The following is a 20180-nucleotide window of genomic DNA, read 5'->3' on the forward strand; positions in this document are numbered from 1 at the left end:
TACAAAGTGGGTGGCTTGAAGCCCTCATCGCCACCACTAAAAAGGACTGGCAGAGCTCTCTGCCGAGCTCGCATACGGCAATGCCGGCGCAAGCTGCTTTTCATCCCACTACACGCCGCAGTAGCCGCGCACGCACCCTTGAGGCCGAGCTTGTCCGCTAGGCAGATCCCAAAACCCTGCGCCGTGTAGCGGCGGCTGCTTTCCCCGGATGTACAAGAGCCTCATGAATTTTCCCTGCAATTTTCTCGTTGTGGCCCTCATTTCCATGCAGGGCGTGGCGCAGGCGCGCCCCGACGCCCAAGACCCCCAAACCAGCAGAGGTCAGTTGGAAATGGCCCTGTCCTGCCATGGCGGTGCACAGCCTCACGAGCTGATCAGTTGGATATCGAACTTGGGCGGAGGGCCCATCATGGATTCCGCTCGCTCTACCACCGGAGCGGAGTACACAATACCCAATCCCGTCTACGTCCTTGGCTTCCCCGCGACGCGGTTCAATATCCGGTCCTTTCGTGGGCAGGACCGGGATTTCGCTGTCTACGAAACGGTCTTCACAGACAAATCATTCAGGTCGATCGCAAGCATCGCGGGGCTTTCTCCCGATGTGGCGGGCAACTATGAGCGAAGGGTCGGGAACAACCACCTCTTCCTGCGGCAGCAGGGCGACGTCACATACGTGACGTGCGCGATGGGAGTGCATGGCCCCGGGCTCGCCCAAGCGCTGCATGCGCCCGAAACCGATGCTCCGCTCAGCAATATGGAGAGTCAGGATGCAGAGCCCCGGTGAGCTGAGCATCGACACGCTCAGCGCTATCCGAGAGGTCAACCTCTCATACCTGTTGGTGGCAAAGCACCTGCTGCGGGACAATCGCGCGAGCGCGATGTTTCGCCTGGGGCTGGATGAAGAGACCGCACAAATTCTGCTCGCATTGACTCCAGCTCAGACTGTCCAAATCGCGAGTGCAGGTAGCCTGCTGTGCGGTTTCCGCTTGAATGAAGCGAACCTTCGAGCGCTCGGGCTGGATGAAAGTCGCCCCGCCGCGCGAGTCGCTGGTCATTACCTCCACCACGTGACCATACTGCTTGCCAAACAGGCGCTGGCCGGCGAAACGCGGTAAAAACTTGGGTCCACAAGGAGGTATCCATGGGGGTCAACAATAGCGGTAGTGCGCGCTGCCAATTCTGCGGCGCGGAGTACCGACTGTTCACCATCTTCAATCGGGATATGCAAGGCCTATGCAAGGCATGGCGCCGCAGACATGAACGCGCGTGCAGCAGCCGCACCCCGGCCCAGCGCCGAAAATGGGCCAGGCCATACATCGGTAAAGGTATGACCGAGAGCAGTTTGACTGTGGATCTGAAGCACCCGGGTTTCCTTGAAAGCACTGCCGAAACTCCTACCGAAAGAAACCAGGTGAGCAAAGCGCGCGGTAAGCCCGCGATCGTCGCTATCACGCCGGCAGGTGCCGACCACCAAGTGGTGACGGTGCAGGGCGGGCAAATGCTATATCGGCGTACACCGTGCTCGGATTGCCCGTGGCGCGTAGACGCCACAGGTGAATTCCCCCCCGAAGCCTTTCGGCACTCCGCCACGACCGCATATGACATGGCGTCAAACACCTTCGCGTGCCATCAATCAGGTGCCAAGAAGCCTGCCATCTGTGCAGGCTTCCTATTGCGGGGCGCAGACCACAATCTGCGTGTTCGCGTCGCTCGAATCAAAGGCGAGATTCGCGATGACGTAACGGATGGTGGCCATGAGCTCCATGAAAGCTACAGAGACATGGCCGTCGCCAACGGCGTCGATGAAGACGACCCTATACTGAGACCCTGCAGGTAATCCATGATCGAAACCTGGAAGCAATATACCTGCGATGGGTGTGGCGAGACGGAACACTATCCAACGCCCAACGCCACAAACGCGGATGTCCGGCAGTACATGCGGCGTTATGGCTGGCAGAATCATGGACGCCTTGACTATTGTTCTAAATGCGTGAAAAACGGCAATGCCGCGCGCCGCGTTGATGACATGAACCATTGACGAGACACCACATGATCCAGGACGAGTTCCCCAAACCCGCGACAGCCAGCACCTTGGACCCCAGCCATGTCCGCATAACTGAGGTCAGCCAAGACCTTGCTCAGCTGCGAGCAGCCTACGATGAAACCCCACCGACAGAAGAAGAACGGACCGCGCTTCTGCGCCTGGTAAAGCACGCCCAGGGGAACACTGGTCAAAGCCGCCGCGTGGCAGACTTCCTTCTAGCGTGGTGGGATGCAGGCCGTTGTGGTGGTTTTGACATGACCAACCTGTGGGGCATAGACCGCGCCATCGCTCGTGACATAGTGACTGTGTTCGGCCTCATCGCGAGGCTGGCGAAATACCCGGACCATATCGACCAAGCGCTGGAAGCCGAATTCCAGGCTATCTCCAAGACCTGGGGGCCAGACGCATGATGTCTGGCCAGCAGTTTGAAGAACTGTCGCTGCCTGAACAAATCAAGGCAATGGGCGGCAACACTTATCTCGACGTTCGTCAGCTTGATGATGGCACGATTGTCGGCTTGGGTAAGCTGCTATACACGACTGCCGTCTATATTGATATGTCGCTTTGGGGGTGGGCCCATAGGTACTGTTTCAAGGACCGCGATCTCGCCATCGCGGAATACCGCAAGCTCAAAAACGGCGATGAAACGCCAACGGGCTGGATCGCACATCGCCCGTGAAGTCGCACCTCCTTAGGCACGTTCCGTTCTACCTAAACCGCTGTTCAACCACCAACGATAATGGACAAGAAGCTCAAGCAGATAGAAAGCGAAATCGCGAAACTGGAGGCGCAGAAAGAACGGCTTATCCGGAACAAAGCGATCCCAGCCATCATCGCCCAAATGCGCAACGCCGGCATCACGCCGCAGGATATCGCCAACGCCTGGGAGCCCTACGCCGCCAAGCGGACGCGCCAGGATGGGCGCATCCTCGCTACCAAAGCGGCTAAGAGGAAACGAACGCCCAAGTACCGGAATCCAGAGACAGGGGCTACCTGGAGCGGCATGGGCAAGCGCCCCTTTTGGTTGCGCGACGCCTTGACGGCGGGCCGCAGCCTTGAAGATTTCCTGGCCTGACCCAAGATCGGCTGCTCAACAGGCCCCGCCATAGCAGGTCATGAAGAAAGCCCCTCGTCCAGCGTGCTGGGCGAGGGGCCGACAAGCGGAGCGCGTCAGTGTTTGTATGACGCAAACCCGACATCCCTTTCGTTTTCCGTGCTGCTTTCAGACTGTCGGCGGAGCCGGTGGCTCTGGATCGCAGCAATGCGTTGGGTACTCCGAGCGCGCGTCTTCGAGCTTCGCACCGCCTTGGTAAAACCATTCGAAGTCGTCTCCGCTGTCCGCTATCGCCAGCCGAGGCTTTTCCCAAGTCGGTGCCCACACCCAAAGCACCCTTCCTGCAAACCACTCTTCCCCATCGTCAAACTCGCGCCATTCCGGTTGCATCACTTGCCTCTGCTCTTTGAAATATTCTCCGGTCTTCGTGCAGCGATTCGAGCGTGATACTAACCTGACCGGCCGGTTTTAGATGCTGGGGCTCGGGCGGGCCATCCGCTCATCGTCCACGATGCCGGCGTCCTCCGGCAGCACGTCAGACATGCCCAAGGGCATCAGCACGTCATCATCGTCCTCATCGGACGCTGTCGTCAGCGCCTTGGCTGCGGGGCTTGCGTCCACAAGACGCTGAACAAACGCCGCGTCGATCACCGCGCCGGCATTGTCCTGACCGTACAGCACCTGGTGCAATGCCTGCTGTGTCTTCTGCGCGTCCCAACGGGCGTTCACGCTTTCGACCAGTACCTTCTGATAGCGGCTGTTGATCTCCTGCAACGCCGACTCCACGACCTCGACCTCGATTCCGTTCGCCGATGTCCGCACCTTGCCGGCGAACTCCTCCCACTTTTGGTGGTGCACGTCGGCTTGCTTCATCTCGTCAATGATCTGGGCGCCGATCATCTGGTAGACCATATCCTCATCTACGCCCTTGGTTTTCATCCCATCCATGATCGTCGTGAAGTTCGGTTCGATCATGTCGAACACGGGGGCAATCGCCTCCGCGTTCAGCCCAGCTTTCTTGGCGGTTTCCAGCAGCGCTTTCTCGAATCCAGCCCAACGTGGATCGGCGCGCCCAGTTCGCACGACTGGCGCGGCCGGTTCAACGCCTGCAGGAATGAAATTGGGCAGTTCATCGCCGATCGGCAGCCGACGCTTTGAGCGATTTTCCGGCAGCATATTTGCTGCCAGTGCCCCGTCCACAATCTCACGCAACTCCGGGGCGTAGCCAAAAATGTGATCCACGATCAGCTCCGCGTCGCGCGCGGCACGGAAGATCTCGTGCTGATCACCCTTGAGCATCTCGCGCCACACACCGGCATACCTGCCGCCGTCGTCTTGTTTGCCTTGGATGCCAAGCATCGATGTCAGGAAAACCGTGGCAATATGAGCCCGCAGCTCTTCGCGCGCATGCGCCGCATCCCCGACAATATGCGGTAGGACTGGGGCTTTTCGATCCAAGCGCGACGCATGGCCGGTCCAGCGTGCCAGCATGCCTATCACCGTAGCGTAATAGTCGTCCTGGCTCTTAAAGGCGTTGCGTGGAGGTACTAAGATTTTGTCTGGCTCACGCGTGTAGTACGCGCCATTCACGACTACGTACGATCCGATCTGACTGGAGCTTTCATGCTCTATGTCGGCACCAGTGGCCCTGATCAGCTTTTCAGCCACCTCATGTGCCTGCCAGGTTCGCTCGCGCACAATCTCCGGCAGACCCAACACGTCGGCGCCGTTGAAGAGGGCGGCATAGAATGGACGGGGCTTGGTGCGAGCACGGGCCTGCTCTTCCGTTTCATCGTCTTCTGCTGAGGCATCTTTGTCATCGGCCTTGTTCAGCTTGAGCCAGGGCACGCCCCAGTCCCAGTATTCGACATAGGCTGCTTTCGCGCCTGCGCGGATGCGGTACCCGGCTTCATTGGCCTGCTTAAGCGTCATCCAGCGAGGATCCGAAGATCCGCGCCGCAACTGCTCCAGCAGCAAGCCCACATTGTTGCCACCTTTATATTTGACGCCAGACACGGGATTGAACGGGCGCGAAACCACATTGTTCCGCACCTGTGCCCAAGGAAGTCCATCGTGCTCTTCCAGCCCCTGAATGAGCCCCTTCGTCAGCCGTTGCCGAAAACTGTCACGGGTCGCCATGTCACTCTTCCTCTTCTTCCACGATGCCGATCCCGTTGTATACGGGGTTGCTCAGGATCTCCTGAGGCATGTCCGCTTCGCACATCTCGGCGGGCAGCCGCTCGCCCGTTTCCATCACTGCCTGGACGTATTCGTCACTGTATTGCATGACACACCTCAAAATGCTCAATGGTTTCGATTGCAATCAGATGGTCTTTCCCATCGGCACTCATCACATGGATGAATGGCTCCTTGGGCATGCCGACAGCGCCAACGAGCTCGATCCCCAGGAACGTCCGCATCTTCGTCTCACCAAGAATCAGATCGCCCAATGGCGAGCGCCAATCGCGGATTTTGAATTCATAGGCCTGGTTGGGCACCAGGTGTACCGCCTCGCTTAGTTCCATATCAGCGTCGGCCCACTCAACGCGGCTCGAAAACGAATTCGACCTTGCTGTTGTCGGCCGTCAATCGCAGGCCAGCAGAGAATGGTCGTTTCGTCTTGCTGCTGATAAAGCCGTGAACCGCACCCAAACTGCCATTGGTGAGGAGTTCACGAGCCTCGTCATCGGACAAGTCCCGGCCCGCGACCTTGCGCCACAGTTTGAAATCGCCGTTTTCGCACACGAACTGAGGATGCTCACCCCACTTCACGTGTACGACACTGCCACAGTTCGGGCACGGCGCTCCAATCGAATTGCCCAGCGGCACCGGCTCGCGTTCCGCGAACTCGAACTCAACCTTACTTTCGGCGCCAAGCTTCAGACCAGCTGAAAACTTCCGATTCGTCTTGCTGCTCACGAAGCCATCAAGCGGCTTGATGGACCCGTTCTGCAACAGTTCCTGCGCTTCCGCGTCGCTGAGATCGCGCTTGGCGATCTCGCGCCACATCTTCCAACCACATGCCGCCGCACACTCGAAGGTGCGAACCTTTGCCTGGACACCAGGGTTTCCGCACTTCGGGCACGGCACGGCCAGTTGCGCGACGGGCGCGACGGGCATATCTGAAGCTTTGCGCCGGATCACGTCGATCATGTCGCGCGTCATCGCGGCGATTTCGTCCATGAAGGCACGACGGCTGTATTGCCCCTTCTCCATCAGCCGAAGCTTTTGCTCCCATTCCCCTGTCATCTTGGGCGAGGTCAACGAGCCCACGCCATTGGTCTCCAGGAAGGTCACCAGGCCCATGCCCTTCTCGGTAGGCACCAGGTGCTGTTCCTTGCCCTCGCGGCGCAAGTAGGGTTCTTTTGCACGCCCCTGGCCGTCCTGGTCCGACAGCAGCCCTTCGATCGTCGCGGCACGCGTTGCCGGCGTGCCTAGCCCACGCTCGCTCATGGCGTGGCGCAGCTCGTCTTCATCCACGAGTTTGCCGGCGCCTTCCATAGCGGCCAGGAGCGTAGCTTCGGTGAAGCGTGCGGCAGGCTTGGTCTGCAACCCCTTTGCCTCCACGCCTCGCGTCTGCACGGGCTCACCCGGCTGTACGGCGCAAAGTGCCGGCGTTCTGTCGTCGTCTCCCTGGCCACCGTAAACCACACGCCAACCCGGATCCACAAGCACCTTGCCGGTGGACTTGAACGTCTCACCGGCCACCACGGATATCCGAGTGGTCAGGCTGTACTGTGCTGCCGGGTGAAACACGGCGATGAACCGCCGTACCACCAGGTCGTAAATCTTGGCTTCATCCGGATCCAGCCCGCTGGGCGCGGTTTCGGTCGGGATGATGGCAAAGTGGTCGGAAATCTTGCTGTTGTCGAAAATCCGCTTGTCTGCGCGCACCCATCCGCTGTCCAATACACGCTTGGCGTGTTCGCCAAACGCTGCACGCGAACCCAAGCTTCCGAGCACCTGCTTTGCCGTGTCGATATAGTCCTCGGGCAGCGCCGTCGCATCCGTTCGCGGATAAGTCGTGGCCTTGTGTTTTTCGTACAACGCCTGTGCAATATCAAGGGTACGCTTGGCAGAGAACTTGAACCGCTTGTTCGCTTCCCGCTGCAACGTGGTCAGATCGAACAATCGGGGCGCAGCGTTCGAAGTGGTCTTGGACTCATCGGTAACCGAGCTGGGCGCCACGCCATCGCACATCGCGACGATCGCCAAGGCTTGGCCCTTATCGAAGATGCGGGCACCCGCCGCATCAGGGTCTTCACCCTCGCCTGCCTTTTCCCCCTGTCGCATCCATCGGCCCGAATAGGTTCCGGCCTGTGCAGCGAAGGTCGCATGCACCTCCCAGTAATCCTTCGGCACGAAATTGCGGATCTCACTTTCACGATGAACCACAATTGCCAGCGTGGGAGTCTGGACCCGCCCTGCCGTCATTTGCTCATAGGCGCCTTTCTGCCGCTCGCGCAGGCGCGTGATGCCACGCGAGCCGTTGATGCCGACCAGCCAGTCCGCCTCGCTGCGACATTTCGCGGCGTCGGCCAGCGCATTGAACTCGTCCCCCGGCCGCATGCCTTCATAGGCCTGGCGGATCGCGTCCGCCGTCATGGATTGCAACCACATGCGTCGGATTGGCTTTTTGCAGCCAGCCGCCTCGTAGATCAGCCGAAAGATGAGCTCACCCTCGCGGCCCGCGTCGCAAGCGTTCACGACTTGCGTCACGTCTTCTCGCTTCATGAGCCGTGCGAGCAAATTGAATTGGGGCTTGGCGCGGTCCAGGACTTGAAGGCCGAAGCGCGGCGGAATTACCGGCAGCGTGTCGAGGTCTTTCCCTGTGGTCTGCGCTTCAGGCACATGCAGAGTTACCAGATGCCCAACGGCAGAAGACACCAGCGCGTCGCCGCGTTCGAGCCAGCCGCCCTCGGCCTTTGAGAAACCGCCCAGGGCCTGCGCAATATCGCGGGCGACCGACGGCTTTTCCGCGATGACAAGTATCTTCGACATGCCGCGCCCCTTACTGCTGGACGCTGTACTGCGCAGCGCGCGCGTGAATCCTGAGTGCCGCTGCTTCCTGTGCTTGTGCCGCCCGTACGGCCTGCCCATAGAGCGCGTCACCGGACATAGATTCATCGCTGTTCCGCGCCATTTCCCACAGCACGCGCATCACGAAAAGCGCATTACCTTCCGGGTCCAGGCCTTGATCGCGCAGATGGTCGATCACACCCTGGGCCGTATCCTGCAGACCGCTCGCCTGGAGAAAATCGGCGATGGATCCCAGACCTTTCGGATTCTGACTGGGGTGAATCACGATTGGCGTGATGCGATCCGCGTCGAGCATGTCCCAGTACGTCGAGCCGTCGCGCCCGACGCAGACGACCTTTCGGCCACCGGCCAGGTCGTCCATTTCAAGGTAAGTACCCGGCTGAAACTTCATCGTTTTCATTGTCAAAATCCTGATGTCGGTCGGTAGAAATGGTGCTCAAACCACACATTTCTATCATATCAGCAACCATCATAGATGAGTCTTTTTTATTGACTTCGAGGTAATTCTCGATCAATTTTGACAAATTTTGATGTCCGAAATGCCGCCCAACATTGGCGCTCCATTCCATGCCTTTCTTAGTCAAATCAAAGGATTGTGTGACAAGTTCGCGTGTCAGAAATTTGTTCACGTGATCGACCATCGTAGATGGTCGACCCAACCCGTTCTTGCTCATGAAATGCAGCAGCGACTGGGCCGGAGTCCACGCCTGGAATCCCGGCGAGATCGGCTCGTTCCACAAGATCGACCCCTTTGCATCCCGTCGATGCCAAGCCAGGCCTTGCGCGGAAGAAGGCAACGTCGAAGTCTGCGCGGCATTTGGCATTTGCAGCTCACACGGCACGCCGCATTCGATCAAGCGCCTTGTCAGGTGTACAAGCACCCGCTCCTCAAAAGGCAGCAAGGAAAGCTCACGGTTCAACGCCAAACCGATGACCATGGGGTTAGGGGCTTCATGCGCATACTCGCCTCCAGGTTCACGCACAGCCGTAAAGAGGCCAGGCACGAATCCGGCGCCGCTTGCGCGCGCGATCGCGGTAATTCGCCGCACCGCCTCGGGCGTAATCGCACAGTCCCTGGCCCTCGGGTAGGTCATCTGCCCACGCTCGTAGAGGTCTTGCATAGCGCTTGAGACCTCGGACACCTCACGCCCCGTCGCCAGGCTTGCGGACAACAAAATTTCATCGTGGTTCATCGGACGGCTCGCCATGGTGCCCTGTTTCACTGAACCCACGGACAGCCGCGCATCAAAGTGCGTGACATCAGGCACCGCCTCACCAGCGAAAATGGGTCTTCTGGCGATCCAATCCCCTTTCCCATCATCACTTGATGCTGCAAAAGTGACGATGCCCACGACCGGCACCTTCGATTGCAGCTCAAGCAGCAATGAACCCTGCACCCGCCCGACTGCCCCCTCTTCCCCCGACAGCGACCCGATAAGGCGATCCACAATGCGCCTGGCGTCACCACGGCAAGCCGTCATTTCATCGAATGGCCCGGCCGCAGCCAATGCAGCCTTCACTTCTGACGGGGCCAGCGATTTCAGCCGCACGCGCAACACCTTTGACCGATCCTTATCAGCGATGCAAAAGCGAAGCACGTCACGGGCGATCACGTCCCCCTCTTGGTCGTCATCAGAGGCGAGATACACGTGCTTGGCTGACCTGGCCGCTTGCTCGATCTCCAAAGCGACACACTCGCGGTCGGGCTTCAGTCGATAGGCCAACTCGCGATACCTATCATCGATACCTATCGGCTTGAAGCCATCGGGATTGGTGCCGATATGCCCCACTGTAGCCAATACGCTGACATCCCGCATTCCGGCCGCGCGCAGCGCCGCAATCAACGCCTTGCGCTTTCCAGGCGCTTCAATCACAAAGACATTGGCAGGCATAGATTCCCTTACATGCTTAGGGTCGGACGCGACTCATCGGACAGCACGTCGTTCTGTTGGGCCTGGACGGCGCGCCCTATTTCGATGGCGCCGATGACCAGGCCGTTTTCGTCTTCCACTCCTCTCTCACCAGCCAGCGCTGCCCGTGCCACCAAAGCAGCTACCTCCGATGCTGATCTTCCAGGAGAAAGCCGGATGGAGATCCGCACATCATCGTCTGCCACAGCTTGCTCCGGCTCTGCAAAAGAAATGGAACCGACCGTGTTTCCGTTGATGTCGCATACGTCAACCTCCTCCCCTGGCGTGCGGTCCATCTGCTCAGCAACCGCACGAACGATATTGGCAAGCTCATTGCGCATGCCCACGTCCATGAAAGCCGCGGTATCGGGGCGAATCGTGATCACCGCGACGGAAGGCGCAACCTCGACCTCGGCGTCCAGCCAACGATCGACCTTCAGGTGCGAGACCTCGGTAACCGCAACCCCTTTGTATTCGCCATGCTTTTTCACCTTGAAGCGTGCCGCAAAGGTGCGGTCCACAGCTTGAGGCTTGAGCAGATCGTCGGGCGGACTGGAGGTGCGCCATGACAGCCGATTTCCGTTTGAATCCCGGAAATTTAAACGCCATTGCAACCCGTACTGGGTATCCCAGCTCGTCACAGAGTGGAACGTGAGCGGTTCATCACGCTTCTGGCCAACCTCACCGACATGAACCGATGGAATCTCGGCGTCACGTTCCTTGGCGTGCTGCCGCTGGTGCCCTGCTACCGCGCCCGCCGCAAAGGCCAGATACTTGCTCTTGAGCTCTATGTTTTCGTTTGAGAACAGGGTCTTTACGTTGCTCGTGAATGAGTCGTCGTTCTCCGATTTCAGCCACCAAGCAATGATCTTATCGGCGTATTGGGCGTGACGCTCGTAGTCCTGATAGAAGCGATCGCGACGCCTTGCATCCCGTTGAAGCTCTCGATCAAGCCCAGCGGCACGTTCATACGTGGCGAGCACGAAAGCCTCTTTGGCCTTGGCAGCCGACACAAAGCCCTTATCTACTTCCATGCAGAAGAGAACACGAGCAAGATAACCTTTGACCGGCATCGCGGTCACGCGCCCGGTGTCGGCGCTGAACGATTCTTCACCGTAGTCGCTCCAGAACGCATGCATCTGCTGCGTGAAAAGCGCAATGCTCGGATCGACTCCGGCGAAATCTTCCAGGCAGGTAGAGCCAACTTCTTTGTAATTGCCTTGTCGATCTTTGAGCAAGTAACTGAGCTTCCTGGCACGCTTCGTGTTGCAGTGCTCGCAATTGATTGCGCAGTTAGCATGTGAGCGCATCACTTCCACGTCATCGGGATCGGTAGAGACGGAGAACAACAAGTTGCCCGCTTCTGTCGCCTCGATCTGACCCACAACGGACCAGTCGCCCAACTTGACAATCGGGTAGTCCAACGAAAGGCGATTGACCAGGAATACCGCGCGTCCGAAGGGCGGCTCATCTCCCTCCATGAGCCGGACAATATATGCCTCGGTACCCGCGCTCGTATCCTGCGTCTTCCAGTAGTAGCGTTGCTGGCTTGTTGCGACCACCTTTATGGGGTCGAGCCCAAAGGCCTCCGCCTTCTTGTTCAACCGTGCAAGCGAAGACTCGAAATCGTCCATCCCGTGAAGGGGAACAAGGACATCGCTTTGAAGACGCGTAGCCATAGTCACGGCTCCAGCCCGCGTGCGTCCAAATCAATTTCATTGCCATCCGCATCAGTGATGAATAGCTCCTTGTCATCACTCCCTGCGTAGTCGCCGAACCATGCTTTGCGGTAAACACCTATCGCATCGCCTCCGGCATCGCGAACATAGAACTCCTTGGTAAGGAATCCATCCAGCTCGACCCAACCCGTCAGAGACACATCGGGATAAAGCGCGCCATGCTCGTTCTTATCCCGGTTCCACGCTGCGATCTCGGCTTCCGACAGGATCTCCAAGCCGAGAGCTCGAAGCCGCCGCTCCGCTTCGTCCACACGAGCCGACACATCGTCCGGGCCCACGCTGGCGTGCTGCCCAAGCGCGGTGGCCGGGCGTACATCATCAAGCGTCAATCCGCATGCGCGCGCCGACTTCACATACTCGATGCAGAAATGGGACAACATCACGCTACCGAACACCCGCGTGATCTCCGAATCGGCCAAGCTCGCGATATCCTGAGTCCTCATCGTCTCAATCAACTGATCAAGCCATTTCGGATCATCCCCGCCCTGGGCGAGCCGATTTTTTATGCCATTAATGCGTTCGTACCGATCGACCTGAGGGCTCTTCTGCAATTCCGGCACGCGATACTTCATCAGCCATTCCGGGCCGAGCGTGTTGCGCACCCGCTGCAACGCCGCCGAGTGCTCCTCTGTCATTCCGGGATAACGGGCTCGCTCCCAGCAATCTCGCAGCGCGGATTTCCAGTTTCGGCCGTTCTTGTCGCGAAAGGTCGCCAGCGCTTCCTCCTGCAAAGGCGTCAGCGCTTCTACCTCGTGGGATTTCGGGTGCTCGGCCATACGTCACCTACATCGGGCTCGGGGCATCGTCGTCTGCACGATTGCCGTTCTTCTTGGCCGCTTCCACGGCCTCCTCCACGCTGCCGACTGAAGAAAGAAAATCGCGCATGTCTTGTGTGATCGTCAGTTGATCCGATTCGCGTACCCACTCACCCTTCCCACGAATGGTCACATAATCGGTACTCCAGCCGTCGGTGATGGCAATATGCCCGTTCGGCATTTGGGCGACATAGCTTTCGCAAGACGGCGACGTGTACAGGACGAGCTCGCCACTTTCATCGCGCAGCCCATTCCGTGCCTCACCGCTGCTAACAACCAGCTCATCTTCGATGTCGCGATCCAGCGCTGTGAGAGGATAAAGGTCATCGAGGATCAAGCCACACTGGCGCGCAGCTTTCGCATACTCAATGCAGAATCCTGACAGCACAACTTGGTCAAATACGCGCTCGATTTCCGCATCATCCAGGCTCGTAATTTTCTCGGCCTGCATCTTTCCCAAGATCCCATCCAGCCATCGGGGATCCTGGCCATTGGTGGCGAGCCGCTCCTTCAGGTCTTCTTTCCAATTGAGCGCATCGAGCAGGGCATCGCCATCGATGGCTTCGAGCATTTCGGCGCTTACGGAAATCCCCCAACTGCCGTCCATCCGATTCGCATGCCCGGACGCGAGGCGCAAATTCACGGTGGTCGCACGGGGGTCGAATCCGAACTCCACGTCTTGGATCAGTGCGAAGTTGCCGCTCTCAATCGTCACGCGGTTCACTTCTTGCAGCAGCTCCCGTACGTGAGCGCGCGCCATCTCTTTCGCGATATCCAACCGATCCTGGTCGTACCCGCCCTCTGAAGCCATTACGGCCAGCTTCGTATGCCTTTCAGCCAAGTAGGCGAGCCGTACAGAAAAATTGTGCGCGTCGGCATTCTTCATGCCGCGCTCCTGAAGGCGCAAGGCCAAATCACGATCCATGTTGTTTCCTCTCGGCTTCCGGCAAGGATGATGGTTAATTACGCTAGTTCAGGCGCATCGCCACTCATGCGGCGCTCGTACTCTTCGAAGGAGACACGCCCCAGCACGACATCTTCAAGCGATTTAAATTGGTCGCCACTGAGCTTGTCGAACTGGTTTTCTCGCACTATCTGCGGCTCTTCATAGCCGTTGGCGACCTCGCCCTTGGCGTTCACAAGCCACACCTCGCCCTCGCCCTGCCCGTATCCTGGCTCGAAATCGGGCGCAGTCACCACGTACCGATACTCGTCTTCGGCAATGCCCGAGTAGCCATCTTCGGCGAGATAGACCCGGCCCTCGGCAAGGGCCTTTCTCATGTCAATCACGCCATCTTGCTCCAACGACGGCGCGGCCTGGTACAGGTAGGAGCCGACGACATTGCCATTGATATCAGTCAGCGGAAAATCATCTTTCCCACTACGGACTGTCGAGGCAGCGTCCCGCAGGATGCGGGCCACTTCACTTGCAGCATCGTTTTCGAATGCCGCATTGCCAGTCTCGATAACAACTCGCACCGCTCCATCCTGCAAGGGTCCGTCTGGGAGCTTGTCCGCGACATCCATGCAGCCAACGCGATTGCCATTGATGTCGTATAGCTTGAAGTCGGCGCCCCAAAGGCCTGGCAGCGATTTGATCTTGTCGCCGGCATTTTGGATGATGCGAGCAACCTCTTCATTGCGTCCCGTATCGACAAAAGCGGCATTGCCCGTATCTTCGATCAAGAGCGTCACATACAGCTTTTTCATTTGAAAATCCTCCCAAAACCGTTCGTCGCTCAGTTCCCGCACGCGCTTTTCATCCAGGGGCACCCAAAGCGGTTGACCCCGAAGATCAATCTTGATGGTGCGGTCATGCGGATCGTCGTGGAAGGTCAGACCATCCACACCAGGCAAGTCACCAAATAGCGCCTTTACGCTCGCCTCGATTGTGCAAATGGCATGGTCCTCCTTACTACTGAGCCCCCCTTCGTGAGCGCTCAGCCGCGCCAAAATGCAATGTTGCGCCGCGAGCTCTCGCATCTGCTCCTGCAATTGCAACGCGGCCGAGAGCGATAGCCCAGTCCCTTCGCGCAGCGCCTCCACGAATTGCCGCTGATTCTCTGCGAGGTTTGCCATCCGCGCGGCATCGCCGACCGCTTGTATCTGCCCGATCAACTCAAGAGACTCGTCACATTGCTCTTGGGCATACTCTTGGAAGTCGCATACAACAAACGGCCCTTCTTCCGGGCACGCTTTCATGAGCTCCGCCATCGCATATTCGGCTCCTGTCTTGGAGAGAAGGGTCACGCCCTCGAAGTCGGGGTCCGGCAATTTCAGGCTTAGGGATGTCTTACCGTTCGCATATAGTCTGCCAAACGCGCGGCCATGCTTATCCAGCACGATAAGGCGGTTCGTGGTGAGTACGTTGGGAGGCCGGTTGGCGGCTTCTTGCCACGCATTTGCGTGCTGTCGCAGTGTGGCGATGGTCTCAGTGCGAAGGTCTTCGGTGTCCTTCACCACGAGCGTCTCGCCGTCCATGTCGAAGGAAAGCTGGACGGTCTCTCCAAGCTGATTTTTCACCTGCACATGCTTATGGCTCTCGACTAGCTCCGCCAATTGATCCTCTGGGACGTTGGCGCCATGGGCGGTCAAGCCGTCTTCATCCCGCGTCGTCTGCACCACCACCGGCTTTCCGTCCACCAGCCAGAAGCCGTCTTTGCCTTGCGAGATCTCCATACGAATTCCTTGCTCGTTCATAAAATAAGCGCGCACCTGCGCTGACTCTTCGGGCGACAACCGGCGAACATTCTGGATGTCCCAGACAAAGACGCTTGAAGGCGAAGCCCAATCGTCGTTCTCCCATACTTGGATCCCCCCGTACCCAAGCTGCCGCGCCGCTTGAGGAAGCGGAAGCTCGTCGGCCAGGAAGTAGTCCACGAAAGGCTTTCCGCGCTGCGCGGATTCCAGCGCTTCGGTCAGTCTCTCGCGATCCTGCTCAAACAATCCTGGGTGCTCCAACGCCCTGGTCAGAATCGACTCGGCGACATCTTTGTCTGTGGTGTCCGCTATGCGTACCTGACCCAGGTCATAGACCTCGACGCCGGCGTTGGTCGGATCGAAATAGGTGCTACTTCCCTGCGTGGAAAAATAGGCACCATTGGGGCCTATATCGCCGCGCCTGACGCCCAGCAGACCCACAGAACGTGGAAGTTCAAAAGCCATCGCGTCACTGCATCACAGATGCCGACGTGCCGCCCAGATAGCTGGCATATAGCCGGAGCACATCATCCAGGCGCCGCAAGCTGCTTTCGTCCACCTTCGCGTCGAAGTTGTAGTCCATATCGGCTTCTGACACCACATTGAGCAACACTTCCTCGTCATCGAGCACCACCGTCGCGTAGAGGACGTTGCGCGCTTCATCCCCTTCGCGCTGGAGCAGCCCGAACTCGATGACGTTATCTCGATGGCTCAGGGTCGCCGAGAGACTGGACTCATCCGGCGAACGGCGGACCACCCATTGACGTCCGAACTCCCGCACACCGTCGGGGCGCACGATCACCTCTTCGTCTTTCTCCTCGCCTGGTCCAGGCAGCGAGCTCATAAACGACAGGACGTGCTCCCGCACCATCCGGCAGGTTGCTGCGGTCATGTTGATGCTCCTTCGCAAAAAAGGCGCGACCCGTCAAAGACGAGTGCCGCGCCCGATTGATGTTCCAGTTTGGCGATCGCAACATCCAACGGATGCCCTTCAAGCCATGATGATCGCTGGTGATAAAGCCGCACGAAAGCGGCCAACCCGTCCAGGGTGTCGAACTGTTGCGCCCGCGACGCTCCCAAGCTCACCAGCTCGATAGGTAGGCCAAGGTCGAACAGGTAACGCACCGTCTGCTGCGGCGCGCGCGCTTGTATTTCAGCGTGAGTTTCCCCAAGTACTGTGGGCTGCATTTCAGCGGTCACCACAAGGAGGCGACTCGTATCCGCGCACATTGATCGCGCGAAAGTCCCGGCCACAAGGTGCCCGCCTGCGCAGGCAAAGGCTCGTGTACGGCACAAGGCCTTCCCCAGCCCTGCCGCCTCGTACTCGGGCAAGGCAAGCTCAACGATTGGGGTGCCAGGCAGCGTGGGCAAGTTTTGGCCAGGCGGAATCCAGGCCGACATCGCCTTCGCGCTTAGTTGTGGGCCAAGCAGATCCGTTCCCATGAGCCACCATTTCTTAGCATGGCCGCATGTTAACTCACATGGACATCAAAAAACAATTTTTTTGACGGGTCAGATTGACACACTACCGACGAGGCCCCGCCGTTTTTTAGAATAGCAGCGGGCCAGCAACCCACACCAAGGCATAAAGCGCACCCCCACCACAATATATGTGCTGGGGGTCTCCCTCCGGCTCAGCGCTCACTGCGAACAGCACGGCAAGCAGCGACGTGCCCACGCCAAAGAGCGCGGCTGGCAGATTCATGTTCATCCTTGATTCGACGGTGGGTGGCCCCGCATAACGTCCGCTTGTCCGGACGCTATGGTTCAAACTCCTGACGCTCAGCAGGAGCGATATCCCACACGTCATCGAGCACGGCTGTCGATGCAAGCGTTTCCTCGGCGTTCATGACGTGGGTCTGCGGCGCCCGATCAATCGCCTCTACTGTGCGCCATAGCTGTTTTCCCAGAGCTGCGGAAACGCTATCCTGGCCCGCTGAGCCGATGGCTCTCACACCAGCGCTGATGAGCGTCTCCGCGCGGCAACCCGCTTCGACGCCAAGTGCGGCCTCTACGGTTTCTATCGTCCGCGATGCACGCGCAAGCACCGCGTAGGTGTGCCCGGCCAGCCAACCCACATCTGGCGTATGCCCCACTTGGACCGATTGCTCTAGATGCTGCGCAACATCGCGTAGATAGGTTTCGTAATCCACGATGGCGCCATTAAGGAACACGGCGGCCGCACCGGCATAGCCTCGCACGCCAGTGGTTTCGTCACCCTCTTCCTTCAGGCGAGCATAAAGCTCCAGAACGGCCGCTATAACTGCACTGCGCTTGCGCGAGCTGCGCTCTTCCGGATCCTCGCTATCCCCGTTTGCCGCCGTGAATGCCTCTGCGAGCCTATCGCGGCATTCGGCGAGCACCCGCATCACATAGCCGTCCTGAGCAAAGAGCAATACATCCCGATCAAACGCCCCGCTACGTTCCGCGTCCTGCAGGTCCGCGATCACAAGCTCCTTTAGGAAGGGCTGGTAAACGGGGGTAGGACATTTGCGATCCGGTTCCATGTCCCCTCTACCTTCCCAGGCTAAGGCCCCCGGTGCCCATCACGGCGCGACGGTTGTCCATCGCCCCTGCCGGGATCGCCGGCACATCATCGCGCGCGGGCCGCTCCATGCTCTCGGGCAGGACGTAACCCATCTGCTCGACTGCCAGCGCATATACCCGCACCAGGTCGTGCCGCAGGTGGAAGATGACGCCTTCAAACACATCGGTGACGTAAGGCGCAACCTCGGAAAAAGCTCGGGGCTTCACCGGAATCGCATGCACCGGAAATACCGGATTCGGTGCGCCGAGCTCAAACTCATAACCGCAGCCACCCATGCCAAGACGGCGCGACAGCGAATCTGCCATGACCAAGGCACAAGGCAAGGCGATTTCGGCTACATCACTGGCGAAAAGCCGCCCACCGTCATAAATGAAATTTGCCCCAGCTTTGATTTTTTGGTCAGCCAAGCCCGTCATCAGCGCTGTCAGTTGCGCGCCCAATCCTACGTGTGAATCCATAATCCTCACCAGTTTCAGCGTCTCTTCTGAGACTCGACAATGAGCTCCGACATCTCGGATACTCGTTCAAGCGTCCTCGAATGGGCCTCGATAACATGGTCATACGACATGCCACCAAGGCGCTCGTACTGCGCGATCATGATGGACCGATCCACCGGCGCCATCGACCGCAGGCGCATTACGTCCCGCGCGGCGTGGTGCTTGTAGACTTCACACATCAGCCCGACGCTCACACCGTAAAGACGTTGGAGCACAGACTGCCTGGTGAACTCGATCGCGTCGGAGGGAGTCAGCATGTTTGCGTGCTTCTCCGCTTCGGCCACCACAGCCAGCAACAAACGATTTACCAGGGCCTCATGGTCGGCTTGGTAGTAGTCAAAGAGATTGACCAGCCCATAGACCTTCGGCAAAGCCTCCATCGCGCATAGCTTGCGCGCGCGCTCAAGATCAGGCGCCTCGGGGTATCCGACCATCACCCCGATGGCCTGATGGTTCACGACCTGCTCGAAAAGCCGCAGTAGCACCGGTTTGGATAGCGAACGGCTCTTGCCAGGAGCAAGTTGGGCCCACTTCCATTCCTCTGTCACAACATCCAACGCAATGTTGGTCAAAGCGTTGAAGGCGGGCGCAAAGTCGCTGCTATCGGAACGGACACCAAGCAAGCCGAGCCCAGCCTCGCGAATGGAGGCGACACGATCCATTATGGAATCCAAACTGCGCAGCAGATCGGCATCGATCACGTCACCGCTCATCGCCGTGGCCATGCCCACGACGCGCGACGCGAGTTTGATTCCGGCGCACCGGCGCCGCGTCTCGGCCGCAGCGATCCGACGAACCTCGTCGTCATCGACCTGGACGATTGTGCTGTCATCGTCCAGCGTCTGATCAAGGCCATACAGCGCCTGGGGATCAAAGTTGGTCACAACAACTCCACCACTGAATCAAAACGTATCATTTGATACTTTATATGAATTTATCAGTTCTTTTCTGTTTATCGGCTTACGGAAGGCCTTCTTAAATTTGTCTGCTTTCCAAGACAAAGCGCCCATATTCCCCGAACTTGGCCCTTACTGAGACAATTTGGCCCACATCATCACTCCAACGCACGTTACAAAAAAAATCACAAGTATGTTGAATTGATACCGCATCCATAGCTGCCGACATGCCCAGCGCAGCGGCCTGGCCCGAGCAGCCTCAATTTCGGCCACCAAGTCGCGACGGACGCGCTCCAGGCGATTGTTGCTATACGACAGGTCTTTTATCTGCGCGCAGCCGTGCCGGAGATACTCCACTAAGCCCCATTCCTCAATGTTCTCGCCCCATACCTCCGGGGCAACGGGGGTCAGCTGCGCAGCGACCATCGTGGAGAGCGATACCCCAGATCGACGGTCTGGGGTGTATTCGAAGACGATGCCGAATTGCTCATATAAGCGGTTCCTCCGCTCACGATTCTCGTCGGACCCATCCACAGTCGATAGCGAAATCTGGCGCACTTGCGCTGTCGGCCATTGCTTGGCCCAGCGCACCACCTCGTCAAGCAGGTATGTGCCGATGTGAGCGCCACGGGGAATCCCCTCGCCATTGACCATCACGCTGCCGCCCGTGATGCTTACTCTTCCTGACCCGTCGGGAGACCAATCCCATCTCCCCATAAAACGGTGGTTGTTGAATCCCCCGCGCGCCCCATCAAGCGCCACATAGGAAAGCGTAATCGCCGCGTGATGCTCGCTGCGGGACTCTTCGCGGTACACCAGCAAACGACATTGAATGCGGCTTGGCTCCTTTCGATCCCTTACCACCAGCACTCTCGCCGACGGTGGCATTTCATCGCTGGATCGGCCACGCCAGTTTTTCCAGAACAGGAGCGACATG

Annotated in this window: 23 protein-coding genes; 7 read left to right on the top strand and 16 right to left on the bottom strand. The window is 58.6% G+C overall.

Going from position 1 to position 20180, the window contains the following annotated elements:
- Nucleotides 1-223 precede the first annotated feature (223 nt).
- From BAU07_RS26375 to BAU07_RS26400, 7 genes are all read left to right on the top strand, one after another.
- The gene (locus BAU07_RS26375) at nt 224-784 is read left to right on the top strand and encodes a hypothetical protein (protein ID WP_157122579.1); all 561 of its coding nucleotides are present in this window, start codon (nt 224-226) and stop codon (nt 782-784) included.
- Entirely contained in the window at nt 768-1115 is a 348-nt protein-coding gene (locus BAU07_RS26380; RefSeq protein ID WP_066665888.1) for a flagellar transcriptional regulator FlhD, read from the top strand. Before BAU07_RS26375 ends, BAU07_RS26380 begins: the two co-directional genes overlap by 17 nt.
- Before the next feature lie 383 nt (nt 1116-1498).
- The gene (locus BAU07_RS27640; protein ID WP_335617544.1) at nt 1499-1837 is read left to right on the top strand and encodes a DUF6283 family protein; all 339 of its coding nucleotides are present in this window, start codon (nt 1499-1501) and stop codon (nt 1835-1837) included.
- Between the two features lie 3 nt (nt 1838-1840).
- Entirely contained in the window at nt 1841-2038 is a 198-nt protein-coding gene (locus BAU07_RS27645; protein WP_084026132.1) for a hypothetical protein, read from the top strand.
- Between the two features lie 11 nt (nt 2039-2049).
- The gene (locus BAU07_RS26390; RefSeq protein ID WP_232338382.1) at nt 2050-2454 is read left to right on the top strand and encodes a DUF7673 family protein; all 405 of its coding nucleotides are present in this window, start codon (nt 2050-2052) and stop codon (nt 2452-2454) included.
- Nucleotides 2451-2723, top strand: coding sequence for a hypothetical protein (locus tag BAU07_RS26395; RefSeq protein WP_066665892.1), 273 nt, complete (start codon nt 2451-2453; stop codon nt 2721-2723). The genes BAU07_RS26390 and BAU07_RS26395 overlap by 4 nt, the downstream gene beginning before the upstream one ends.
- Before the next feature lie 60 nt (nt 2724-2783).
- Nucleotides 2784-3119, top strand: a complete 336-nt coding sequence (locus BAU07_RS26400; protein ID WP_066665894.1) for an H-NS histone family protein — start codon at nt 2784-2786, stop codon at nt 3117-3119.
- Nucleotides 3120-3566: 447 nt separating this feature from the next.
- On the opposite strand, the gene BAU07_RS26405 is transcribed toward BAU07_RS26400, so the two are convergent.
- From BAU07_RS26405 to BAU07_RS27340, 16 genes are all read right to left on the bottom strand, one after another.
- Complete coding sequence (locus tag BAU07_RS26405; RefSeq protein WP_066665896.1) at nt 3567-5237, bottom strand: ArdC family protein; 1671 nt, start codon at nt 5235-5237, stop codon at nt 3567-3569.
- Between the two features lies 1 nt (nt 5238).
- Nucleotides 5239-5385, bottom strand: coding sequence for a hypothetical protein (locus BAU07_RS27330; RefSeq protein ID WP_157122580.1), 147 nt, complete (start codon nt 5383-5385; stop codon nt 5239-5241).
- Nucleotides 5372-5623: a hypothetical protein gene (locus tag BAU07_RS26410; RefSeq protein WP_066665897.1), complete on the bottom strand. Its 252-nt coding sequence runs from the start codon at nt 5621-5623 to the stop codon at nt 5372-5374. Before BAU07_RS26410 ends, BAU07_RS27330 begins: the two co-directional genes overlap by 14 nt.
- 16 nt (nt 5624-5639) lie before the next feature.
- Nucleotides 5640-8099: a DNA topoisomerase 3 gene (locus BAU07_RS26415; protein ID WP_066665898.1), complete on the bottom strand. Its 2460-nt coding sequence runs from the start codon at nt 8097-8099 to the stop codon at nt 5640-5642.
- Between the two features lie 10 nt (nt 8100-8109).
- Complete coding sequence (locus tag BAU07_RS26420; protein WP_066665899.1) at nt 8110-8538, bottom strand: hypothetical protein; 429 nt, start codon at nt 8536-8538, stop codon at nt 8110-8112.
- A complete protein-coding gene (locus tag BAU07_RS26425; RefSeq protein ID WP_066665901.1) occupies nt 8501-10030 on the bottom strand; it encodes a toprim domain-containing protein in 1530 nt (509 codons plus the stop codon). Before BAU07_RS26425 ends, BAU07_RS26420 begins: the two co-directional genes overlap by 38 nt.
- An 8-nt stretch (nt 10031-10038) precedes the next feature.
- Nucleotides 10039-11727, bottom strand: coding sequence for a hypothetical protein (locus tag BAU07_RS26430; RefSeq protein WP_066665903.1), 1689 nt, complete (start codon nt 11725-11727; stop codon nt 10039-10041).
- A 2-nt stretch (nt 11728-11729) separates the two neighbouring features.
- Complete coding sequence (locus BAU07_RS26435; RefSeq protein ID WP_066665905.1) at nt 11730-12563, bottom strand: hypothetical protein; 834 nt, start codon at nt 12561-12563, stop codon at nt 11730-11732.
- A 7-nt stretch (nt 12564-12570) separates the two neighbouring features.
- The gene (locus BAU07_RS26440; protein WP_066665907.1) at nt 12571-13527 is read right to left on the bottom strand and encodes a hypothetical protein; all 957 of its coding nucleotides are present in this window, start codon (nt 13525-13527) and stop codon (nt 12571-12573) included.
- A 38-nt stretch (nt 13528-13565) separates the two neighbouring features.
- Nucleotides 13566-15767, bottom strand: coding sequence for a hypothetical protein (locus BAU07_RS26445; RefSeq protein WP_066665908.1), 2202 nt, complete (start codon nt 15765-15767; stop codon nt 13566-13568).
- A gap of 4 nt (nt 15768-15771) precedes the next feature.
- Nucleotides 15772-16194 carry a hypothetical protein gene (locus tag BAU07_RS26450; RefSeq protein ID WP_066665909.1) on the bottom strand — a complete coding sequence of 141 codons (423 nt, stop codon included), beginning with the start codon at nt 16192-16194 and terminating at the stop codon, nt 15772-15774.
- Complete coding sequence (locus BAU07_RS27335) at nt 16191-16505, bottom strand: hypothetical protein (RefSeq protein ID WP_157122581.1); 315 nt, start codon at nt 16503-16505, stop codon at nt 16191-16193. The genes BAU07_RS26450 and BAU07_RS27335 overlap by 4 nt, the downstream gene beginning before the upstream one ends.
- Nucleotides 16506-17062: 557 nt before the next feature.
- Nucleotides 17063-17752, bottom strand: coding sequence for a hypothetical protein (locus BAU07_RS26460; protein ID WP_157122582.1), 690 nt, complete (start codon nt 17750-17752; stop codon nt 17063-17065).
- A 64-nt stretch (nt 17753-17816) separates the two neighbouring features.
- Nucleotides 17817-18308, bottom strand: a complete 492-nt coding sequence (locus tag BAU07_RS26465; RefSeq protein WP_198168950.1) for a hypothetical protein — start codon at nt 18306-18308, stop codon at nt 17817-17819.
- 14 nt (nt 18309-18322) lie between these two features.
- A complete protein-coding gene (locus BAU07_RS26470) occupies nt 18323-19231 on the bottom strand; it encodes a hypothetical protein (RefSeq protein ID WP_066665914.1) in 909 nt (302 codons plus the stop codon).
- A gap of 144 nt (nt 19232-19375) precedes the next feature.
- A complete protein-coding gene (locus BAU07_RS27340) occupies nt 19376-20179 on the bottom strand; it encodes a hypothetical protein (RefSeq protein WP_157122583.1) in 804 nt (267 codons plus the stop codon).
- Nucleotide 20180: the final 1 nt, after the last annotated feature.

Origin of the sequence: Bordetella flabilis, assembly GCF_001676725.1 — a bacterium.
Lineage (GTDB): Bacteria > Pseudomonadota > Gammaproteobacteria > Burkholderiales > Burkholderiaceae_B > Bordetella_C > Bordetella_C flabilis.

Bases quoted from the DNA above. Each gene is read 5' to 3' on its own strand.
- BAU07_RS26375 (WP_157122579.1), top strand. From the start codon at position 224: ATGAATTTTCCCTGCAATTTTCTCGTTGTGGCCCTCATTTCCATGCAG.
- BAU07_RS26380 (WP_066665888.1), top strand. From the start codon at position 768: ATGCAGAGCCCCGGTGAGCTGAGCATCGACACGCTCAGCGCTATCCGA.
- BAU07_RS27640 (WP_335617544.1), top strand. From the start codon at position 1,499: ATGCTATATCGGCGTACACCGTGCTCGGATTGCCCGTGGCGCGTAGAC.
- BAU07_RS27645 (WP_084026132.1), top strand. From the start codon at position 1,841: ATGATCGAAACCTGGAAGCAATATACCTGCGATGGGTGTGGCGAGACG.
- BAU07_RS26390 (WP_232338382.1), top strand. From the start codon at position 2,050: ATGATCCAGGACGAGTTCCCCAAACCCGCGACAGCCAGCACCTTGGAC.
- BAU07_RS26395 (WP_066665892.1), top strand. From the start codon at position 2,451: ATGATGTCTGGCCAGCAGTTTGAAGAACTGTCGCTGCCTGAACAAATC.
- BAU07_RS26400 (WP_066665894.1), top strand. From the start codon at position 2,784: ATGGACAAGAAGCTCAAGCAGATAGAAAGCGAAATCGCGAAACTGGAG.
- BAU07_RS26405 (WP_066665896.1), bottom strand. From the start codon at position 5,237: ATGGCGACCCGTGACAGTTTTCGGCAACGGCTGACGAAGGGGCTCATT.
- BAU07_RS27330 (WP_157122580.1), bottom strand. From the start codon at position 5,385: ATGCAATACAGTGACGAATACGTCCAGGCAGTGATGGAAACGGGCGAG.
- BAU07_RS26410 (WP_066665897.1), bottom strand. From the start codon at position 5,623: ATGGAACTAAGCGAGGCGGTACACCTGGTGCCCAACCAGGCCTATGAA.
- BAU07_RS26415 (WP_066665898.1), bottom strand. From the start codon at position 8,099: ATGTCGAAGATACTTGTCATCGCGGAAAAGCCGTCGGTCGCCCGCGAT.
- BAU07_RS26420 (WP_066665899.1), bottom strand. From the start codon at position 8,538: ATGAAAACGATGAAGTTTCAGCCGGGTACTTACCTTGAAATGGACGAC.
- BAU07_RS26425 (WP_066665901.1), bottom strand. From the start codon at position 10,030: ATGCCTGCCAATGTCTTTGTGATTGAAGCGCCTGGAAAGCGCAAGGCG.
- BAU07_RS26430 (WP_066665903.1), bottom strand. From the start codon at position 11,727: ATGGCTACGCGTCTTCAAAGCGATGTCCTTGTTCCCCTTCACGGGATG.
- BAU07_RS26435 (WP_066665905.1), bottom strand. From the start codon at position 12,563: ATGGCCGAGCACCCGAAATCCCACGAGGTAGAAGCGCTGACGCCTTTG.
- BAU07_RS26440 (WP_066665907.1), bottom strand. From the start codon at position 13,527: ATGGATCGTGATTTGGCCTTGCGCCTTCAGGAGCGCGGCATGAAGAAT.
- BAU07_RS26445 (WP_066665908.1), bottom strand. From the start codon at position 15,767: ATGGCTTTTGAACTTCCACGTTCTGTGGGTCTGCTGGGCGTCAGGCGC.
- BAU07_RS26450 (WP_066665909.1), bottom strand. From the start codon at position 16,194: ATGACCGCAGCAACCTGCCGGATGGTGCGGGAGCACGTCCTGTCGTTT.
- BAU07_RS26465 (WP_198168950.1), bottom strand. From the start codon at position 18,308: ATGGATTCACACGTAGGATTGGGCGCGCAACTGACAGCGCTGATGACG.
- BAU07_RS27340 (WP_157122583.1), bottom strand. From the start codon at position 20,179: ATGTCGCTCCTGTTCTGGAAAAACTGGCGTGGCCGATCCAGCGATGAA.